The following is a 17,682-nucleotide window of genomic DNA, read 5'->3' as shown; positions in this document are numbered from 1 at the left end:
CTCAGGCACCCCCCAAGCCCACCTGGGATCCCAGAAGGCCCGTGCCGCCCGTCCCCTGGCTGCGCCCGACCATCCGCATAAGGCTCACGCTGCTCTACGGCGGCATGTTCCTGATCGCGGGCATCCTGCTGCTGTCGATCATCTACCTGCTGGCCGCCCAGGCCCTGAACGTGGGCAGCGAGCTGCCGTTCAAGATCGTCGAGGGCAAGGTCACCAGCGACATCTGCAACCTGCCCGACCAGGCCTCGCCCGCCGAGTTCAACAACGCCATGAACCACTGCGTCAACGAGCAGCGCCAGAACGCCCTGGACAATCTGCTCAGCCGCTCGCTGCTGGCCCTGCTGGGCCTGGCGGTCATCGCGTTCGCCTTCGGTTACGCCATGGCCGGCCGCGTCCTGTCACCGCTGGGCCGGATCACCCGCACCGCCCGCGCGGTGGCCGGCTCCGACCTCTCCCGGCGGATCGAGCTGGACGGCCCGGACGACGAGCTGAAGGAGCTGGCGGACACCTTCGACGACATGCTGGAGCGCCTCCAGCGCGCCTTCACCGCCCAGCAGCGCTTCGTCGGCAACGCCTCGCACGAACTGAGAACGCCGCTGGCGATCAACCGCACGCTCCTCGAGGTGCACCTGTCCGACCCGGGCGCCCCCACCGAACTACAGCAGCTGGGCAAGACCCTGCTGGCCACCAACGAGCGCAGCGAGCAGCTGGTGGAGGGCCTGCTGCTGCTCGCCCGCAGCGACAACCAGATCGTCGAGCGGGGCCCGGTGGACCTCGCCGAGGTCGCCGGCCAGGCCATCGACCAGGTGCATGGCGAAGCCGAGAGCAAGGGCGTGACCATCCGCGGCGAACAGAAGCCCGCGGTCGTCCAGGGCAACGGCGTGCTGCTGGAGCGGATCGCGCTCAACCTGCTGCAGAACGCCGTGCGCTACAACGTGGCGGAGGGCGGCTGGGTCGAGGTCACCACCGAGGTCACGCACGGCCAGGCGGTCCTGGTCGTGTCCAACACGGGCCCGGTCGTGCCGGCGTACGAGATCGACAACCTCTTCGAGCCGTTCCGGCGGCTGCGCACGGAGCGGACGGGCAGCGACAAGGGTGTCGGGCTCGGGCTGTCCATCGTCCGGTCCGTGGCCCGGGCACACGGCGGGCACATCTACGCCCAGCCGCGTGAGGGGGGTGGACTCGTCATGCGCGTCACGCTGCCGATCTGAGATCATGTCGCCGATTCACTCGGCGGCACCCGGGGATGTTCGCTTTGCGCGGAATTTCTGAGGCTTCACCGCGCGTTCACCGTGTGTGATCGATCACAGGGACGCTTTTCCGGTCATCTACTCTCCGTGATCATGCCCGTTGTCGGAAAGCCGGGATAATCCCGGTTTTCGGGGGTCTTGATCACGGGAAGTACACGGTGAGACGCCTTTGGCGTGCAGCATTCGGACCGTGTACGGTCCCCATCGCCATCCAAGCCGATCACTCATGGGGAGTCCGGTTGGGTGTCGATTGAGTAACAGACCTTGATGTGAGGCAAAATCTCCGCCTCAGGTCGGGCACAAGTCCGGCCTCTCACGCGTTACGTGCGCTGGAGACACCGCAGACACCCAGAGGGGGAGAGCGACCATGGCAACCGATTACGACACTCCACGCAAGACCGACGACGACGTCGACTCGGACAGCCTGGAAGAGCTGAAGGCTCGGAGGAACGACAAGTCGGCCTCCGCCGTGGACGTCGACGAGTTCGAGGCAGCCGAAGGCCTCGAGCTGCCCGGAGCCGACCTCTCGAACGAGGAACTGGCCGTCCGGGTGCTCCCGAAGCAGCAGGACGAGTTCACCTGCATGAGCTGCTTCCTGGTGCACCACCGCAGCCAGCTGGCCCGGGAGAAGAACGGTCAGCCGATCTGCCGCGACTGCGACTGAGGGCGGGTCGGCCGTGACAGGCTCGACCCCTCCCTGGAAGCGCCGCTTCTCCAAGCGGAAAGCGGACGAAGGGCCGGCAGACGGCCCGCGGTACGGCGTGCGTGAAAACGAGCGAGGCTCAACCGCTACGGGGGCGGCCTCGCTCGAACCGGCAGCGGACCGGGGTGACCTCCCGGCGTCCGTGGACGTCCCCGCACCCGTCGCGAGACGGCGGGCGGGGACGATCCGGGAGCGGGCCAGGGAAGGCGTCCGCAAGGGCGGCGACCGGGCCCGGGCCGGACTGGCCTATCTCGCCGACCGGATCATCGAACTGGCCCCGCGCGTGCCCGTACGGGACCTGGCGACGCTGCGCAGGCAGTTCCCGGGCCTCGGGCCCGAGGAACTCGCGGACAAGCTCGTGGCGGGCGCCGCGAACGCGACGGCGACGGTCGGGGCGGGTATCGGCGCGGCCGCCATGCTCCCCGTGCCCCCGGCGATGCCGACGGAACTGGCCGCCGAGGTCACCGGCGTCGCGGTGATCGAGCTGAAGCTGATCGCCGAACTCCACGAGGTCTACGGCGTACGGCCGCCCGGCAACCTCAAGCAGCGCAGCACCGCGTACCTCGACTCGTGGTCGGGGGAGCGCGGGATCGACGCGACCAAGCCGTCGACACTCAGCGCGGCGCTGAACAGCCGCATGAAGCGCGAACTACGGCAGCGGATCATGAAGCGAATGGTCCGCAGCATGCCGAACCTGATGCCGTTCCTGGTGGGCGCCGCCGTGGGGGCGGTCATGAACCGCGGCGAGACGAGAAAGCTCGCCGGCCGTATCCGCGGGGACCTGCGCAAGATCCAGGTGCCCTGGGAGGCTCTGGAGGCGCTCCCCGCCCTGGAACGTCCGGCGGACGCCCTGGAGATGGGCGAGATCACCAGCGACCCCCTGGGCCGTCACCAGGGGCCCCTCGGTGACGACCGGCACGGCGACGACGGCCGCTGACGCCGGGCGTCGATTCGGCGCGCAGGAGCCGCACGTCGAGGCCCTCTCGGGCGACCTCGTGCGGGCGCACTCAGCGGCCGGGTGATGTCCCGCTCGGCTGTGCTACTCGGGCTTCGCCGGCCGCAGTGCCTCCGCCAGGCGCTCGGGCTCGCGCGTGGACAGGTACAGGTACGGAGTCGGGTCCTGCGGGTCCGTGACCTCCACCCGCAGGGCCGTGGGGATGTACGCGCGCAGCAGGAGGAAGGCGCGCGGGTCGGCCTTGTAGGTGCGCCAGGCGCGGGTCTCCTCCGCGTCCAGCACCTCCGCCTCGCCCAGTGCCGCCAGCGGGATCCTCGCCTCGCCCGCGATCAGGGAGTCGCCGACCACGCGGATGCGGACCGAGCCGTACGAGCTCGCGGCGACGGCCGCGACCGCGGTGCCCCCGGCCAGGCCGCCGAGCATCGGCAGCGTGCCGAACGGGAGCAGGATCAGGGCCATGGAGACGCCCACCAGGAACGAGATCAGCCACCAGGTCCGCGGGGCGGTGAGGCGTTCTTCGTACGGGGCGGCGGAGAGCTGCATGGGGCCAAGCTTGACACGGTGTCCGGGAGGGGCGGACGCGCGGGTAAGGTCTCCGGCTGTGAGTCGTACTTCCGCAGCTCTTCAGCCTCCGGCCGACGCCGTGCAGCCGGTGCGGCACCCGGACGCGCCCGCGCCCGGCGAGCTCCTCGGCGCGCACTACGGCGCGTGTTTCGGCTGTGGCGACGACCAGCCGCACGGGCTGCACCTGGAGGCGCGGGCCGGCGAAGGCCTGTCGCTCACCGCCGAGTTCACCGTCCAGCCCGCCCACCAGGGCGCTCCGGGCCTCGCGCACGGTGGCGTGCTCACCTCCGCCCTGGACGAGACCCTCGGCTCGCTGAACTGGCTGCTGCGCACGATCGCGGTGACCGGGCGGCTGGAGACGGACTTCGTGCGGCCCGTGCCCGTCGGCACCACGCTGTACCTGGAGGCGGAGGTGACGGCGGTGGCCGGGCGGAAGATCTACTCCACCGCGACCGGACGCGTCGGCGGCCCCGACGGGCCCGTCGCCGTGCGCGCGGACGCGCTCTTCGTCGAGGTGAAGGTCGACCATTTCGTGGACCACGGCCGCCAGGAGGAGATCCAGGCGGCCATGAACGACCCGGACCAGGTCCGGCGCGCTCGTGCCTTCGAGGTGAACCCGTGAGCACGGCCCGCCCCTTGCAAGCCGATAGCCCCATCAGCCCCATGAGTACGGATTCCCCCATGAGCACGGATCGCCTCATGACTCCCACGAGCCCCGTGAGCCGCCGGCCGCTGGACGTGCTGATCCGGCGCGTCGATCCCGACGTGCCGCTTCCGTCGTACGCGCGGCCCGGTGACGCCGGGGCGGATCTGCGCACCACCGAGGCGTGCCAACTGGGGCCGGGTGAGCGGGCCGTGCTGCCCACGGGGGTGTCAGTGGCGCTGCCGGAGGGGTACGCGGCCTTCGTGCACCCGCGATCCGGTCTGGCTGCCCGCTGCGGCGTCGCCCTGGTGAATGCCCCGGGGACGGTTGATGCCGGGTACCGTGGGGAGATCAAGGTGATCGTGGTGAATCTCGACCCGCGCGAGGCCGTGCGGTTCGAGCGCTTCGACCGGATTGCCCAACTGGTAGTCCAGCAGGTCGAGAGGGTCCGCTTCCAGGAGGTGGCGGAGCTTCCCGGCTCGGCGCGGGCCGAGGGGGGCTTCGGATCCACCGGAGGCCATGCGGCGGTGGACGGAACGAGCGGCACAAGCGGTCAGGCCGCCATCGGCGGTCAGGCGGGTGGGAATCGATACGCTTCGGTCGTATCCGACCGGGAAGGACAGTGACGTGTTCGGACGTCGCAAGAAGAGGGATGCCGCCGAGGACGCGGCCGGCGAGGCCGAGCAGGTCGTCGACGGTGTCGACACTGAGGCGGGCGAGGGCGGGCGTCTGAGGCTCGAGCCGGCGCCGCGGCCCGACGGGCCCTGGGACAGCTCCGAGGTGCGTGACCCGAGCGAAGGCCGGGTCGACCTGGGCGGTCTGTTCGTGCCGGGCGTCGACGGCATGGAGCTCAGGGTCGAGGTCGCGGGCGACGCGATCGTGGCGGCGACGGTCGTGCTGCGCGACAGCGCCATCCAGCTGCAGGGCTTCGCCGCACCCAAGCGCGAGGGCATCTGGGGCGAGGTGCGTGAGGAGATCGGCACCGGCATCACCCAGCAGGGCGGCATCGTCGACGAGGTCGAGGGACCGCTGGGCTGGGAGCTGCGCGCCCAGGTGCCCGTACAGCTGCCGGACGGCACCGGCGGCTTCCAGGTCGTGCGGTTCGTCGGTGTGGACGGCCCCCGCTGGTTCCTGCGCGGGGTCATCTCGGGCCAGGGCGCGGTACAGCCGCAGGCCGCCGGGCTGCTCGAGCAGATCTTCCGGGACACGGTCGTGGTGCGCGGAGAGGGCCCGATGGCGCCTCGTGACCCGATCGTCCTGAAGCTGCCGGACGACGCCCAGATGGTCCCCGAGGGCGTTCAGCAGGAGGAGGGCTCCCGTTTCGCCGGCGGAATGGGCCAGCTCCAGCGGGGACCGGAGATCACCGAGGTCCGCTGACCCGTAGGGACACCAGGGCCGTACCCCGCCGGGGGTGCGGCCCTTTCTCGTGGGCCCCATCTGGTGCGCGAAAGCTTGACGCTGCATTGGTCTGCACCTGGCGTCTCCGTCCAACGCGTCTGTTCATGAAGGCGCTTCGCGTTCGGGGTCGGCTTCACGCCAGGTACCAGCTCGGCGCCGGCGCCGGGGGCCTGCTGTGCGGCGGCTCGCTGTAGCTCGGGCTGGGGCCGGTCTCCGAGGTCGGGCACAACGCCTTGGCCAACCGTCTCGGACACGCCATGACCAACACCGGGACACTGACCGGCGGGGCCGCCCCGCCGGGGCCCACAACCTCATCGTCGCCTGGGAGACCCTCACCCACGGCGACAACCCCGCCTGACCCTTGACCGGCCGGGCAACGCCGCCTGGAACGCCGCGGCGGTCCGGCCGCGTCAGGGTTCCGTCAAAGTGCGCCCCGGAGCGTGCCCGGCGCCCGGATGCCGCGCTCTCCGGCCGTAGGGTCGACGCTGCGCAGTCGGCAGACCACCGGAAGAAAATGGGGCCATGGCACGCGGCAAGCTTCGGATCCACCTCGGCGCGGCACCGGGCGTCGGCAAGACGTACGCGATGCTGGCCGAGGCGCACCGCCGCGTCGAGCGGGGTACCGACTGTGTGGTGGCCTTCGTCGAACACCACGGACGGCCCCGCACCGAGGTGCTGCTGCACGGCCTGGAGCAGGTGCCGCGCAGGGAACTGGAGTACCGCGGCGGCGTCCCGCGAGGGCAGTGCCCGCCTGGACGTGCCCGAGACGCTGACCATGGTCGCGGTGGACCCTGGGCTGCTCGAGCGGGCGATGGCCAACCTCGTGGAGAACGCCGTCAAGTACAGTCCGCCCGGCGCACCCGTGCTGGTCGCCGGCAGCGCGCTCGCCGACCGGGTCGAGGTGCGGGTCGTCGACCGGGGGCCGGGCGTGCCCGACGAGGCCAAGGGGCGCATCTTCGAGCCCTTCCAACGCCACGGGGACGCCCCGCGCGGCGCCGGCGTGGGCCTGGGCCTCGCGGTGGCACGCGGCTTCGCCGAGGCCATGGGCGGCACCCTGGACGCCGAGGACACCCCCCGCGGCGGGCTCACCATGGTCCTCACCCTCCGCGCTGCGGGAACCACCCCGGAGCAGAACCCCGCGACAGAACCGGAAAGGCAGGCCTCATGACCCGCGTCCTCGTGGTCGACGACGAGCCGCAGATCGTGCGCGCACTCGTGATCAACCTCAAGGCACGCACGTACGAGGTCGACGCGGCCCACGACGGTGCCACCGCCCTCCGGCTCGCCGCCGCCCGCCACCCCGACGTGGTCGTCCTCGATCTCGGGCTGCCCGACATGGACGGTGTGGAGGTGATCAGGGGCCTGCGCGGCTGGACCCGGGTGCCGATCCTGGTGCTGTCCGCCCGGCACACCTCCGACGAGAAGGTCGAGGCGCTGGACGCGGGCGCCGACGACTACGTCACCAAGCCGTTCGGCATGGACGAGCTGCTGGCCCGGCTGCGGGCCGCAGTACGCCGGGCCGAACCGGCCGGCGACGGTCTGAAGGACGTGATCGTCGACACCGGCGACTTCACCGTCGACCTGGGCGCGAAGAAGGTCAACAGGGGCGGCAAGGACGTACGGCTGACCCCCACGGAGTGGCACCTGCTGGAGGTCCTCGTGCGCAACGGCGGACGCCTGGTCGGGCAGAAGCAGCTGCTCCAGGAGGTGTGGGGGCCGTCGTACGGGACGGAGACGAACTATCTGCGCGTGTACATGGCGCAGTTGCGGCGGAAGCTGGAAGCCGATCCCTCGCACCCGAAGCACCTTGTCACCGAGCCGGGGATGGGCTGTCGCTTCGAGAAGTGAGGGTGTCGCCTTCGGGAAACAGGCTCCTCGCCCTTCGTCAGTACGCCCCGGTACGCTTCAGACATGAGTGCTGTCCCTCGTTCCGATAAGCCGGCGGGCCGTTTCCGGCGCATGCTCGACCGGCTCTCCTCGACGCAGGAGGACCTGGAGTCCGAGGAGCTGCGCGAAGACAGCGAGACGGCCGGCTGCATCCGGATCGGAGACTGCCAGGACCGCGAGATAGTGACGGTTACTGGTACCTTGCGCACGGTCACCCTTCGGCCGCGTGCGGGAGTCCCGGCCCTGGAGGCCGAGCTGTTCGACGGCTCCGCCGCGCTGGACGTGGTGTGGCTCGGCAGGCGCTCCATCGTGGGCATAGAGCCGGGGCGCAAGCTGATCGCGTCGGGCCGGATCTCGATGAGCCGGGGCCGCCGGGTGCTGTTCAACCCCAAGTACGAACTGAGACCCCTCGGACGGGAGTAGCCGGTGACGTCGCTCGACAAGCCGACCGAAGAGACATCTGCGGACGACGCCCGGGCGGTGACCGAGGCCGCCCTGTTCGAGGCGTTCGGCGGCGTGCGGGGCATGGTGGAGACGGTGGTACCCGGCCTCCTCTTCGTCACCATCTACACGATCAACAAGGACCTGCACCTGTCGGCGATCGCGGCGCTGGCCGTGTCGCTGGTGCTGGTCGTGGTCCGGCTGGTGATGAAGGACACCGTCAAGCACGCCTTCAGCGGTGTCTTCGGCGTGGCCTTCGGTGTCGTCTTCGCGATGATGACCGGCAACGCCAAGGACTTCTACCTGCCCGGCATGCTCTACACGCTGGGCCTGGGCCTCGCCTACATCATCACCACGCTGTGCGGTGTGCCGCTGATCGGGCTGATCCTCGGCCCGGTCTTCAAGGAGAACCTCTCCTGGCGCACGCGCAACCCCGGCCGCAAGAAGGCCTACGCGAAGGCCAGCTACGCGTGGGGAGCGATCCTGCTCGCCAAGTGCGCGATCCTCTTCCCGCTGTACTGGTGGGCCGACACCACCCAGCTGGGCTGGGTCCTGGTCGCCCTGAAGATCCCGCCGTTCCTGCTCGCGGTGTACCTGACGTGGGTGTTCCTCGCGAAGGCACCCGCGCCGATCGACGTGTTCGCCGAGATGGAGGCCGAGGAGAAGGCGGCCGAGGAACGCGAGCGGCAGGGTGCCGCCCGGTCCGCGGAGCAGTGAGCCTCCGGCGCTGACGGAAGCGGAAGGGGCGTCCCGAGCACTCGGGACGCCCCTTCCGCTTGTTCGAGACGGCTTTTTCAGACGGCTCAGCCGGCTGAGGTCCGTCGCACCGACAGCAGGTCCTCCAGCTGCTCCTCACGGGCTTGGGCCGCCACGAAGAGGAGTTCGTCGCCGGCCTCCAGGGAGTCCTCCCGTGAGGGCGTCAGCACGCGGTTGCCGCGGATGATCGTCACCAGGGACGTGTCCTGCGGCCACTCGACGTCGCCGACCTGCGTGCCGGCCAGGGCCGACTCCTCCGGCAGGGTCAGCTCGACCAGGTTGGCGTCGCCGTGGCTGAAGCGGAGCAGGCGGACCAGGTCGCCCACGCTCACCGCCTCCTCGACCAGGGCCGACATCAGACGCGGAGTGGAGACGGCCACGTCCACGCCCCAGGACTCGTTGAACAACCACTCGTTCTTGGGATTGTTCACACGGGCGACGACGCGCGGGACGCCGTACTCCGTCTTGGCGAGGAGCGAGACGACCAGGTTCACCTTGTCGTCGCCGGTCGCGGCGATCACGACGTTGCAGCGCTGGAGCGCCGCCTCGTCGAGGGACGTGATCTCGCAGGCGTCGGCGAGCAGCCACTCGGCCTGCGGGACGCGTTCGACCGAGATGGCGGTCGGCGCCTTGTCGATCAGCAGGACCTCGTGGCCGTTCTCCAGCAGTTCGCCGGCGATCGAGCGGCCGACGGCGCCGGCTCCGGCAATGGCGACCCTCATCAGTGACCGCCCTCCTCTTCGGGACCCTTGGCGAACGCCGCCTCGACCTTGTCGACCTCGTCGGTGCGCATCATCACGTGCACCAGGTCGCCTTCCTGCAGCACCGTCTGCGATGTGGGCAGGACCGCCTCGCCGAGCCGGGTCAGGAACGCGACGCGCACGCCCGTCTCCTCCTGGATCCGGCTGATCTTGTGGCCGACCCAGGCGGGGGAGGTGTGCACCTCGGCGAGCTGGACACCGCCCGTGGGGTCGCGCCACAGCGGCTCCGCGCCGGAGGGGAGCAGACGGCGCAGCATCTGGTCGGCCGTCCAGCGGACCGTCGCGACGGTGGGGATGCCCAGGCGCTGATAGACCTCCGCGCGGCGGGGGTCGTAGATGCGGGCGGCTACGTTCTCGATGCCGAACATCTCGCGGGCCACGCGAGCGGCGATGATGTTGGAGTTGTCACCGCTGGAGACGGCGGCGAAGGCGCCGGCCTCCTCGATGCCGGCTTCGCGCAGGGTGTCCTGGTCGAAGCCGACGCCCGTGACGCGGCGGCCGCCGAAGCCTGAGCCCAGCCGGCGGAAGGCGGTGGGGTCCTGGTCGATCACGGCGACCGTGTGCCCCTGTCGCTCCAGGTTCTGGGCCAGCGCGGAACCCACCCTTCCGCAACCCATGATGACGATGTGCATGGCCTCACACCACGCTTCCCGCAGACCTTCCGGCCTGCGTCAGTGTTCTGCTCATGTCTCTCTCTCGGCTCGCCGGGCAGCACTTCACGGCCTTCTGTGCGGCCGCCAGGCACCATCATGCCGGGGAACGCCACGTGTGATCCCCTTCGGTGCCCGCCCGCCCGGCCGATCGCCCGTGTCCAACGTATCGGCAATGCCGGGAGAGCCCGCCAGGACCCTCGGGTGCGGCGGGGGCCGAGGTCGGCGGTGCCGGCCGGCGAAGGAACGGGGGGAGCGCCGGTGGAAGGCCATGGGCTTCACGGCCCTATGGCGTACGACGCGCGAGAAACGGACGGCCATGAGTCACGAGATCGACGTCCTCGTCCTGGGCGGCGCGGGTGTGGACACGATCGTGCACGTGCCCGAGCTGCCCGTGCCGTTCGCGGACAGCCACATGATCCGGCCCGGGATCGTCACGCGGGCGGGACAGAGCGGGGACTTCGTGGCACTCGGGACGAGCGCGCTGGGCCTGCGCACACACCACCTCGACCTGCTCGGCGACGACCCCGAGGGCGACCTCGTGCGCGCGCTGCACCAGGAGCACGGCATCGGGCTCACGGCCGTCCCGCAGCCGCTCGGCACCAAACGTGCGGTCAACCTCGTCGGCCCCGACGGCAGACGGTCGTCCCTCTACGACGCCACCCGGGCCGCCGGCACGGACCGGCTGCCCGAAGCCGCGGTGCGCACACTGGCGGCGGTCAGCCGGCACGCTCACGTCGTCATCACCCAGCCGTGCGCCCACGCACTGCCCGCCCTGCGCGCGGCCGGCGTCACGATCTCCACCGACCTGCACGACTGGGACGGCTCCAGCTCCTACCACGAGCCCTTCGCCCACCAGGCCGACCTGGTCTTCCTGTCCAGCACGGCCCTGAGTGACCCGGAGCGGACCATGCGGCGGATCACCGAACGGGGCAGAGCCCGGATCGTCGTCGCCACAGCCGGAGCGGACGGCGCGTACCTGCTGGCAGACGGTGAGCTCACCCACGTACCCGCCGCCCCGCCCCCGGCCCCGGTCGTCGACTCCAACGGCGCGGGCGACGCCTTCGCCGCCGCGTTCCTCCACGCCTGGCTGGACGGTACCCCGCCCCACCGCAGCGCCCTGCACGGCACGGTGGCCGGCGCCTACGCCTGCACGATCCCGTCGACCCGGGCCGCCGCCATCAGCCGGGAGGAACTGAGCGCGGGGGTGGCGCAGCTGGAGCGGGCCGAGCGGCCGGGGGGCTCCCGAGACGTCTAGGTGGGCCGCGCCCGGGCGGCCGGGGGCCCCAGTACTCCTAGGGCCGTGCCCCGGGCGCCATGTCCTTGCGGCGGCTGATGCTGCGGACGCTCGCCAGTGTCAGGATCCCGAGGGCGACGAGGGTTGCCGCGGCGCCGATCAGCTGGGCGGGGGTGTGCATGGGACCTCCAGGGGCGGCAACGGACGGGAGACGGACGAGGCTCAGTCATATAGGCATGGGAACCGGGTGACCTGCTGAATCCCCAGCCGCACCGGCCTCCGAATTCACTCGGAGAGCAGAGGGAACTCCTATGAGGGGTGGCGGGTGGGCGCCCCCGCAATCGAACGCCTACGATCCTCTGTTGTGTCCAAACTGACCGACGTGCCCAAACGGATCCTGATCGGGCGCGCACTGCGCAGCGACCGGCTGGGCGAAACGCTCCTGCCGAAGCGCATCGCACTCCCCGTCTTCGCCTCCGACCCGCTCTCCTCCGTGGCGTACGCGCCCGGCGAGGTCCTGCTGGTCCTGTCGATCGCGGGCGTGACGGCGTACCACTTCAGCCCCTGGATCGCCGTCGCGGTCGTCGTGCTGATGTTCACCGTGGTGGCGTCGTACCGGCAGAATGTGCACGCCTACCCCAGCGGCGGCGGCGACTACGAGGTGGCCACCACCAACCTCGGGCCCAAGGCCGGCCTCACCGTCGCCAGCGCGCTGCTCGTCGACTACGTCCTCACCGTGGCCGTGTCGATCTCCTCCGGCATCGAGAACCTCGGCTCCGCGATCCCGTTCGTCGTCGAGCACAAGGTCGCCTGCGCGATCGGCGTGATCGTGCTGCTGACGCTGATGAACCTGCGCGGGGTGAGGGAATCGGGCTCGCTGTTCGCGATCCCGACGTACATCTTCGTCGCGGGTGTCTTCACCATGATCGCCTGGGGCGCCTTCCGCGGCCTGGTCCTGGACGACACCATGCGGGCTCCGACGGCGGACTACGCCATCAAGCCCGAGCACCAGGGCCTGGCCGGATTCGCCCTGGTCTTCCTGCTGTTGCGCGCCTTCTCCTCCGGCTGCGCCGCCCTCACCGGCGTCGAGGCGATCTCCAACGGCGTCCCGGCCTTCCGCAAGCCCAAGTCGAAGAACGCCGCGACCACCCTCGCGGCGATGGGCCTGCTGGCCGTCACCATGTTCTGCGGCATCATCGCGCTCGCCGCGGCCACTGACGTCCGCATGGCCGAGAACCCGGCCAGGGACCTCGTCCACAACGGCGTCCCGCTCGGCCCGGACTATGTGCAGCACCCGGTGATCGCACAGGTCGCGGAGGCCGTCTTCGGCGCGGACAGCATCCTGTTCATCGTCCTGGCCGCCGCCACCGCGCTGGTGCTGTTCCTCGCCGCCAACACCGCCTACAACGGCTTCCCGCTGCTCGGCTCGATCCTCGCCCAGGACCGCTACCTGCCCCGCCAGCTGCACACCCGCGGCGACCGGCTGGCCTTCTCCAACGGCATCGTGCTCCTCGCGGGCGCCGCCGCCCTGCTGGTGGGGATCTACGGCGCCGACTCCACCCGCCTGATCCAGCTCTACATCGTCGGCGTGTTCGTGTCCTTCACGCTCAGCCAGACCGGCATGGTCCGGCACTGGAACCGCCACCTGGCCACCGAGAAGGACCAGGCCAAGCGCCGCCACATGATCCGCTCCCGCGCCATCAACGCCTTCGGCGCCTTCTTCACCGGCCTGGTGCTGGTGGTCGTCCTCGTCACCAAGTTCACGCACGGCGCCTGGGTCGCCCTGCTCGGCATGGTGATCTTCTACGCGACGATGACGGCCATCCGTAAGCACTACGACCGGGTCGCCGCCGAGATCGCCGCCCCCGAGGGCCCGAGCGACGACCTCGTACGGCCCTCCCGCGTCCACTCGGTCGTGCTGATCTCCAAGATCCACCGCCCGGCGCTGCGCGCCCTGGCCTACGCCAAGCTGATGCGCTCGGACACCCTGGAGGCCCTCAGCGTCAACGTCGACCCGGCGGAGACCAAGGCCCTGCGCGAGGAGTGGGAACGGCGCGGCATCGACGTACCGCTGAAGATCCTGGACTCGCCCTACCGCGAGATCACGCGGCCGATCATCGAGTACGTCAAGAGCCTGCGCAAGGAGTCACCGCGCGACGCGGTGTCCGTGATCATCCCCGAGTACGTCGTAGGCCATTGGTACGAGCACCTGCTGCACAACCAGAGCGCCCTGCGGCTGAAGGGCCGGCTGCTGTTCACGCCCGGGATCATGGTGACCTCGGTGCCGTACCAGCTCCAGTCGTCCGAGGCGGCCAAGCGGCGGGCCCGCAGGCAGCAGGACTGGAACGCGCCGGGTTCGGTGCGCCGGGGCCCGGCCCAGGTGCGGTCGAAGGAGTCCACCGAGCGCAAGTCGTGAGACGACGGCTGATGTGAAACGGCCGGGTGGCAGCCACGTAGACTGGTGGGCTGTTGTCCGGCCGTTTCCGTTCGGCCCTTCCCCCTCACGCGTTTTGGAGTCACCCCGCCATGCAGGCAGAACCGAGGAAATCGCTGGTGGGGGAGGAGTACGAGGTCGAGATCGGCCCCGTCGCCCACGGCGGTCACTGCATCGCCCGCACGTCCGAGGGCCAGGTGCTGTTCGTACGGCACGCGCTGCCCGGTGAGCGGGTCGTGGCCCGGGTGACGGAGGGCGAGGAGGGCGCGCGGTTCCTGCGCGCGGACGCCGTGACGGTGCTCGACGCCTCCAAGGACCGGATCGACGAGCCCTGCCCGTTCGCCGGCCCCGGCCGCTGCGGTGGCTGCGACTGGCAGCACGCCAAGCCGGGCGCGCAGCGGCGCCTGAAGGCCGACGTCATCGCCGAACAGCTGCAGCACCTCGCCGGGCTCACCCCGGAAGAGGCCGGCTGGGACGGCACGGTGCTGCCCGCCGAGGGCGACAAGGTGCCCGCGGGCCAGGTCCCCGCGTGGCGCACCCGCGTCCAGTACGCCGTCACCGCCGACGGCCGGGCCGGCCTGCGCCGGCACCGCTCCCACGAGGTGGAGCCGATCGACCACTGCATGATCGCCGCGGAGGGCGTCAGCGAGCTGGGCGTCGAGAAGCGGGTCTGGACGGGCATGGACTCCGTCGAGGCGATCGCGGCGACCGGATCCCAGGACCGCCAGGTGATCCTCACCCCGAAGCCTGGCGCGCGCCTGCCGCTGGTCGAACTCGACCGCCCCGTTTCGGTCCTGCGCGTGGACGAACGCTCAGGCGGCGTCCACCGCGTCCACGGCCGCAACTTCGTCCGCGAACGCGCGGACGGCCGGACCCACCGCGTCGGCAACGGCGGCTTCTGGCAGGTCCACCCGAAGGCCGCGGACACCCTGGTGACGGCGGTCATGCAGGGCCTGTTGCCGCGCAAGGGCGACATGGCCCTCGACCTCTACTGTGGCGTCGGCCTCTTCGCCGGCGCCCTCGCCGACCGCGTCGGCGACCAGGGCGCCGTCCTCGGCATCGAGTCCGGCAAGCGGTCGGTGGAGGACGCGCGGCACAACCTCGCGGACTTCGACCGCGTGCGCATCGAGCAGGGCAAGGTCGAGAGCGTGCTGCCGCGCACCGGCATCACGGAGGTCGACCTGATCGTCCTGGACCCGCCGCGGGCGGGGGCCGGCCGGAAGACGGTTCAGCATCTGGCCTCGCTGGGCGCGCGACGGATCGCGTACGTGGCGTGCGATCCGGCTGCGCTGGCACGGGACTTGGCGTACTTCCGGGACGGGGGGTACCGGGTGCGGACGCTGCGGGCGTTCGATCTGTTTCCGATGACGTCGCATGTGGAGTGTGTGGCGATTTTGGAACCTGCGGCGAAGGGGCTCTGACCTGCTGTTTTCAAGGGCTCCGGCGGCTTCTGCCGCGCGTCCGACCAGGTCGCGGACTTTGACGGCGACCAGGGCGCCGCCTGCCACGGGAACACTGCCGCCTTCGCAGAAGTCGTTCTGCACGTCCACCACGATCAGTGCTCGTCCCATGTTCCTGTCCTCCGGTTCGGCGTTCACGTCGTTCATGGATCTACTGCTCGCCGTCGGCATCTGGCCTCGGCGTCTCGTAGGCGTAGGCGTAGGCGAGGGCGGTGTCGAGGAGGTGGCGCAGCTGGGCCGGTGTCGGGGCGACGGCGGTGGCGATGAGGGCCTGGGGGTCGGCGAGAGGGGTCAGTACCGCGTGTCCCTCGGCCGGGTCGTCGCCGATGACATGCGGCTCCTGGGGCGTGCCCAGCTCAGGATCGACCAGGAGGAGCTGCCCCGCCGCCCGATGGGCTCCGAGGACGGCCGGGCCGTCCCACGCCGGCGCCGGGTAGCCGTAGGCGGCCTGCTGGTCGAGGAGCGGTCGTCCGCCGCGGCGTACGGCCAGGCGGGTAGTTAGGTAGCCCGGCACCTCGCCCGAGCGGCCCAGGAGTTGTTCCTCCCGCATGACCAGACGGGAGGTGGGGGCGAGGTCGACGGTGAACGTCTGGTGCAGGGTGCTGCCCCGGGTACTGATCAAGGGTTCGGGCAGCCAGTGCAGGGTCGCGTCGTCGTCCACCCTGATCCGTACGTCATACGTGGCGGGGATGGTGGTGGGGCCTCGCAGGGCGATGGTGGCGGCGGCCGTGGTCACCTCCAGTCGGGCCCGTGTCCCGGCGGTGATGTCGAGGGCGAGCCGGTCTCCGCCGAGCGGTGCGCTCATCGCGCCGAGTACACAGACACGTGCCTGCTCTCCGCGGGCCCGTAGCCGGCGCAGGTGGAAAGGACCGTCGCTGTGCAGGAGCGGAACCGTCGTGGTGCGGCCGTTGTGGGCGGCCCGGATCTGGGCGGTCGCGGTGACGCCGGACGGGTCCGCCGGGGCGGATTCGGTGGAGTGCCGACCGTGGGGGCCACCGTCGGCTCGCAGCGGTTCGTCGGCCGGCGCCGGAATCACGGCCGGCGTCTTCGCGGTGGTGAGGTTCACCGGGCGGATCCGGTGGTGTGCCAGGCGGCGAGGCAGCTGGTGACCCAGTCGGCGATTGATTGGATGCCGTCGGGGGTGGTGAGGCTGGTGAAGGCGTACGGCAGGTCCCCCCGCTGCCTGCGGGTGTCGGCCCTCATGGTGTCCAGGTCGGCTCCCACGTACGGTGCCAGGTCGGTCTTGTTGACCACGAGGAGGTCGGCGGTGGTGATGCCGGGGCCGCCCTTGCGGGGGATGTCGTCGCCGCTGGCCACGTCGATGACGAAGACCTGGCTGTCGACGAGCCCGCGGGAGAAGGTCGCGGTGAGGTTGTCTCCCCCGGACTCGATGAGGATCAGGTCGAGCGGGCCCAGGTCCTGTTCGAGCTGCTCGACGGCTTCGAGGTTGGCGGAGATGTCGTCGCGGATGGCGGTGTGCGGGCAGGCTCCGGTCTCCACGGCGGTGATGCGCTCCGGTGGCAGCACGGCCTCACGGCGCAGGAAGGCCGCGTCCTCCTGGGTGTAGATGTCGTTGGTGACGACGGCGATGGACAGCCGGTCGCGCAGGGCGCGGCACAGGGCGGCCACCGTCGCGGTCTTGCCCGAGCCGACGGGCCCGCCGAAGCCGATGCGCAGGGCGCGGCGGCCGCCGTCAGCGAGCAGCGGTTCGGCGCTGTGGGTGTGGCGGTGCGGCATCGTCACGGGGTGGTCGAGGTGCACGAGGAGGCTCCATGCGTCGGTCGGGGCTGGTCAGGAGGCGAAGAGCCGGACGGTCCAGGCGGCGTGCTGCTCGCTGGTGATGTCCAGCAGGGGAGCGGAGGCGGCGGGCAGGACGCCGACGCCCTCGGCGGTGACGCGGCGCGCCGCGGCGTCCGCGGCGTCCGCGACGATGTCGAGTTCGCCGGCGAGCCGTGCCAGGACGGCGGTGGCGTCGAGCGGGTCCAGGCTCAGCAGGCGTACCGCGGCGGTCGCCGGGCCGCCGACGCTGTCGTAGGCGGCGGCCCGGGCGGCGTCGAGCGGGGCGAGTCCGGCGGCGCGGGCGGTGACGCCGAGCACGACCGGCTGGTGGGCGCCCTGGGGCCGGTGTCGGGCGAGGTGGTCGAGGTCGGTGCTGGGCCAGGTGGCCCGGGCCGCGCGCATCAGTTGCCGGCCCAGACGGCGTGCAATGCGGCGCAGCGCCGGTACGGGGGTGCGGGTGTCGGCGGCCTCGTCCAGGGCGAGGGCATCGCAGCCGTCGGCGGCGGCTGCGGCGAGGCCGGCGGCGACCAGTCCGGCGGTATGCAGCCGGCCCCGGCAGAACGCCTCCAGGCTCGCGGTGTCGTGGACCCGGCCGGAAGCGACGGCGGCCTCCATTCCGCCGGAGTGGGCGTGCCCGCCGGCGGGGAAACGGCCGTCGGCCAGGACGAGCAGGGCAGTGCGGCTCATGGGGCGGCGGGACCGCCTTTCGCGAGGAGGTGCCGGAATCGGTCGCGCGGGCTGACCGGCCCCGGCCGTGGTGGTCA

The 17,682-nt window shown here is 71.3% G+C and carries 19 protein-coding genes and 4 pseudogenes; 15 read left to right on the top strand and 8 right to left on the bottom strand.

Annotation, left to right across the window (positions count from 1 at the left end; genetic code table 11):
* The 3 genes from C1J00_RS07530 to C1J00_RS07520 form a co-directional block, all read left to right on the top strand.
* The coding region (locus C1J00_RS07530) for a sensor histidine kinase (RefSeq protein WP_102908248.1) at positions 1-1,211 on the top strand (1,211 nt) is incomplete at its 5' end.
* Between the two features lie 406 nt (positions 1,212-1,617).
* The gene (locus C1J00_RS07525) at positions 1,618-1,914 is read left to right on the top strand and encodes a DUF4193 domain-containing protein (RefSeq protein ID WP_003993510.1); all 297 of its coding nucleotides are present in this window, start codon (positions 1,618-1,620) and stop codon (positions 1,912-1,914) included.
* A gap of 13 nt (positions 1,915-1,927) precedes the next feature.
* Complete coding sequence (locus tag C1J00_RS07520; RefSeq protein WP_102908243.1) at positions 1,928-2,890, top strand: hypothetical protein; 963 nt, start codon at positions 1,928-1,930, stop codon at positions 2,888-2,890.
* Between the two features lie 102 nt (positions 2,891-2,992).
* On the opposite strand, the gene C1J00_RS07515 is transcribed toward C1J00_RS07520, so the two are convergent.
* Positions 2,993-3,451, bottom strand: coding sequence for a DUF3093 domain-containing protein (locus C1J00_RS07515; protein WP_102908242.1), 459 nt, complete (start codon positions 3,449-3,451; stop codon positions 2,993-2,995).
* Positions 3,452-3,509: 58 nt separating this feature from the next.
* Between C1J00_RS07515 and C1J00_RS07510 the strand changes: the two genes are divergently transcribed.
* The 9 genes and pseudogenes from C1J00_RS07510 to C1J00_RS07475 all read left to right on the top strand — a co-directional run bounded on the left by C1J00_RS07510 (position 3,510) and on the right by C1J00_RS07475 (position 8,558).
* Positions 3,510-4,094, top strand: a complete 585-nt coding sequence (locus C1J00_RS07510; protein ID WP_102908241.1) for a PaaI family thioesterase — start codon at positions 3,510-3,512, stop codon at positions 4,092-4,094.
* Between the two features lie 77 nt (positions 4,095-4,171).
* Entirely contained in the window at positions 4,172-4,741 is a 570-nt protein-coding gene (gene dut, locus C1J00_RS07505) for a dUTP diphosphatase (RefSeq protein WP_102908247.1), read from the top strand.
* A gap of 1 nt (position 4,742) precedes the next feature.
* Positions 4,743-5,492 carry a DUF3710 domain-containing protein gene (locus C1J00_RS07500; RefSeq protein ID WP_102908240.1) on the top strand — a complete coding sequence of 250 codons (750 nt, stop codon included), beginning with the start codon at positions 4,743-4,745 and terminating at the stop codon, positions 5,490-5,492.
* A 155-nt stretch (positions 5,493-5,647) separates the two neighbouring features.
* Positions 5,648-5,871, top strand: a pseudogene (locus C1J00_RS46495) (alginate lyase family protein); the annotation flags it as partial.
* Between the two features lie 164 nt (positions 5,872-6,035).
* Positions 6,036-6,227 (top strand): annotated as a pseudogene (locus tag C1J00_RS48195) (sensor histidine kinase KdpD); the annotation flags it as partial.
* Between the two features lie 22 nt (positions 6,228-6,249).
* A pseudogene (locus C1J00_RS07490) lies at positions 6,250-6,681 on the top strand (sensor histidine kinase); the annotation flags it as partial.
* Positions 6,678-7,361 carry a response regulator gene (locus C1J00_RS07485; RefSeq protein WP_102908239.1) on the top strand — a complete coding sequence of 228 codons (684 nt, stop codon included), beginning with the start codon at positions 6,678-6,680 and terminating at the stop codon, positions 7,359-7,361. The pseudogene C1J00_RS07490 and the gene C1J00_RS07485, both read left to right, overlap by 4 nt.
* Before the next feature lie 63 nt (positions 7,362-7,424).
* Positions 7,425-7,823 (top strand): OB-fold nucleic acid binding domain-containing protein, encoded by a 399-nt coding sequence (locus tag C1J00_RS07480; RefSeq protein ID WP_102908238.1) that lies wholly within the window; start codon positions 7,425-7,427, stop codon positions 7,821-7,823.
* A gap of 3 nt (positions 7,824-7,826) precedes the next feature.
* Positions 7,827-8,558, top strand: coding sequence for a DUF3159 domain-containing protein (locus C1J00_RS07475; RefSeq protein ID WP_102908237.1), 732 nt, complete (start codon positions 7,827-7,829; stop codon positions 8,556-8,558).
* 86 nt (positions 8,559-8,644) lie between these two features.
* Here the strand turns inward: C1J00_RS07475 and C1J00_RS07470 are convergent, their stop codons facing one another.
* Together C1J00_RS07470 and C1J00_RS07465 are read right to left on the bottom strand one after the other, a co-directional pair.
* On the bottom strand, positions 8,645-9,319 hold the full coding sequence (locus C1J00_RS07470) for a potassium channel family protein (RefSeq protein ID WP_102908236.1): 675 nt from the start codon (positions 9,317-9,319) through the stop codon (positions 8,645-8,647).
* The gene (locus C1J00_RS07465; RefSeq protein WP_102908235.1) at positions 9,319-9,990 is read right to left on the bottom strand and encodes a potassium channel family protein; all 672 of its coding nucleotides are present in this window, start codon (positions 9,988-9,990) and stop codon (positions 9,319-9,321) included. Before C1J00_RS07465 ends, C1J00_RS07470 begins: the two co-directional genes overlap by 1 nt.
* Positions 9,991-10,327: 337 nt before the next feature.
* On the opposite strand from C1J00_RS07465, the gene C1J00_RS07460 reads away from it, so the two are divergent.
* Positions 10,328-11,266, top strand: a complete 939-nt coding sequence (locus C1J00_RS07460) for a PfkB family carbohydrate kinase (RefSeq protein ID WP_102908246.1) — start codon at positions 10,328-10,330, stop codon at positions 11,264-11,266.
* Positions 11,267-11,303: 37 nt separating this feature from the next.
* Here the strand turns inward: C1J00_RS07460 and C1J00_RS47610 are convergent, their stop codons facing one another.
* Positions 11,304-11,426 (bottom strand): hypothetical protein, encoded by a 123-nt coding sequence (locus C1J00_RS47610; RefSeq protein ID WP_281262746.1) that lies wholly within the window; start codon positions 11,424-11,426, stop codon positions 11,304-11,306.
* A gap of 183 nt (positions 11,427-11,609) precedes the next feature.
* On the opposite strand from C1J00_RS47610, the gene C1J00_RS07455 reads away from it, so the two are divergent.
* Positions 11,610-13,661 (top strand): APC family permease, encoded by a 2,052-nt coding sequence (locus C1J00_RS07455; protein ID WP_102908234.1) that lies wholly within the window; start codon positions 11,610-11,612, stop codon positions 13,659-13,661.
* Positions 13,662-13,771: 110 nt separating this feature from the next.
* Positions 13,772-15,100, top strand: coding sequence for a class I SAM-dependent RNA methyltransferase (locus C1J00_RS07450; RefSeq protein ID WP_102908233.1), 1,329 nt, complete (start codon positions 13,772-13,774; stop codon positions 15,098-15,100).
* Between the two features lie 63 nt (positions 15,101-15,163).
* On the opposite strand, the pseudogene C1J00_RS07445 reads toward C1J00_RS07450, so the two are convergent.
* The 4 genes and pseudogenes from C1J00_RS07445 to C1J00_RS07430 all read right to left on the bottom strand — a co-directional run.
* Positions 15,164-15,250, bottom strand: a pseudogene (locus tag C1J00_RS07445) (nicotinamidase); the annotation flags it as partial.
* 40 nt (positions 15,251-15,290) lie between these two features.
* Positions 15,291-16,205, bottom strand: a complete 915-nt coding sequence (locus C1J00_RS07440; RefSeq protein ID WP_245936237.1) for an urease accessory protein UreD — start codon at positions 16,203-16,205, stop codon at positions 15,291-15,293.
* A complete protein-coding gene (ureG, locus tag C1J00_RS07435) occupies positions 16,202-16,900 on the bottom strand; it encodes an urease accessory protein UreG (RefSeq protein ID WP_102908232.1) in 699 nt (232 codons plus the stop codon). The genes C1J00_RS07440 and ureG overlap by 4 nt, the downstream gene beginning before the upstream one ends.
* Positions 16,901-16,930: 30 nt before the next feature.
* Positions 16,931-17,605, bottom strand: a complete 675-nt coding sequence (locus C1J00_RS07430; RefSeq protein WP_102908231.1) for an urease accessory protein UreF — start codon at positions 17,603-17,605, stop codon at positions 16,931-16,933.
* Between the last annotated feature and the right edge of the window lie 77 nt (positions 17,606-17,682).

The sequence above is a fragment of the Streptomyces cahuitamycinicus genome (assembly GCF_002891435.1).
GTDB lineage: Bacteria > Actinomycetota > Actinomycetes > Streptomycetales > Streptomycetaceae > Streptomyces > Streptomyces cahuitamycinicus.
Note: the sequence above shows the minus strand (reverse complement) of the source record. Positions and strands in the feature narration are given on the sequence as shown.

Coding starts and splice junctions, on each gene's coding strand:
- C1J00_RS07515 (WP_102908242.1), bottom strand. CDS start 3,451: ATGCAGCTCTCCGCCGCCCCGTACGAAGAACGCCTCACCGCCCCGCGG.
- C1J00_RS07525 (WP_003993510.1), top strand. CDS start 1,618: ATGGCAACCGATTACGACACTCCACGCAAGACCGACGACGACGTCGAC.
- C1J00_RS07450 (WP_102908233.1), top strand. CDS start 13,772: ATGCAGGCAGAACCGAGGAAATCGCTGGTGGGGGAGGAGTACGAGGTC.
- C1J00_RS47610 (WP_281262746.1), bottom strand. CDS start 11,426: ATGCACACCCCCGCCCAGCTGATCGGCGCCGCGGCAACCCTCGTCGCC.
- dut (WP_102908247.1), top strand. CDS start 4,172: ATGACTCCCACGAGCCCCGTGAGCCGCCGGCCGCTGGACGTGCTGATC.
- C1J00_RS07430 (WP_102908231.1), bottom strand. CDS start 17,605: ATGAGCCGCACTGCCCTGCTCGTCCTGGCCGACGGCCGTTTCCCCGCC.
- C1J00_RS07460 (WP_102908246.1), top strand. CDS start 10,328: ATGAGTCACGAGATCGACGTCCTCGTCCTGGGCGGCGCGGGTGTGGAC.
- C1J00_RS07465 (WP_102908235.1), bottom strand. CDS start 9,990: ATGCACATCGTCATCATGGGTTGCGGAAGGGTGGGTTCCGCGCTGGCC.
- C1J00_RS07480 (WP_102908238.1), top strand. CDS start 7,425: ATGAGTGCTGTCCCTCGTTCCGATAAGCCGGCGGGCCGTTTCCGGCGC.
- C1J00_RS07470 (WP_102908236.1), bottom strand. CDS start 9,319: ATGAGGGTCGCCATTGCCGGAGCCGGCGCCGTCGGCCGCTCGATCGCC.
- C1J00_RS07485 (WP_102908239.1), top strand. CDS start 6,678: ATGACCCGCGTCCTCGTGGTCGACGACGAGCCGCAGATCGTGCGCGCA.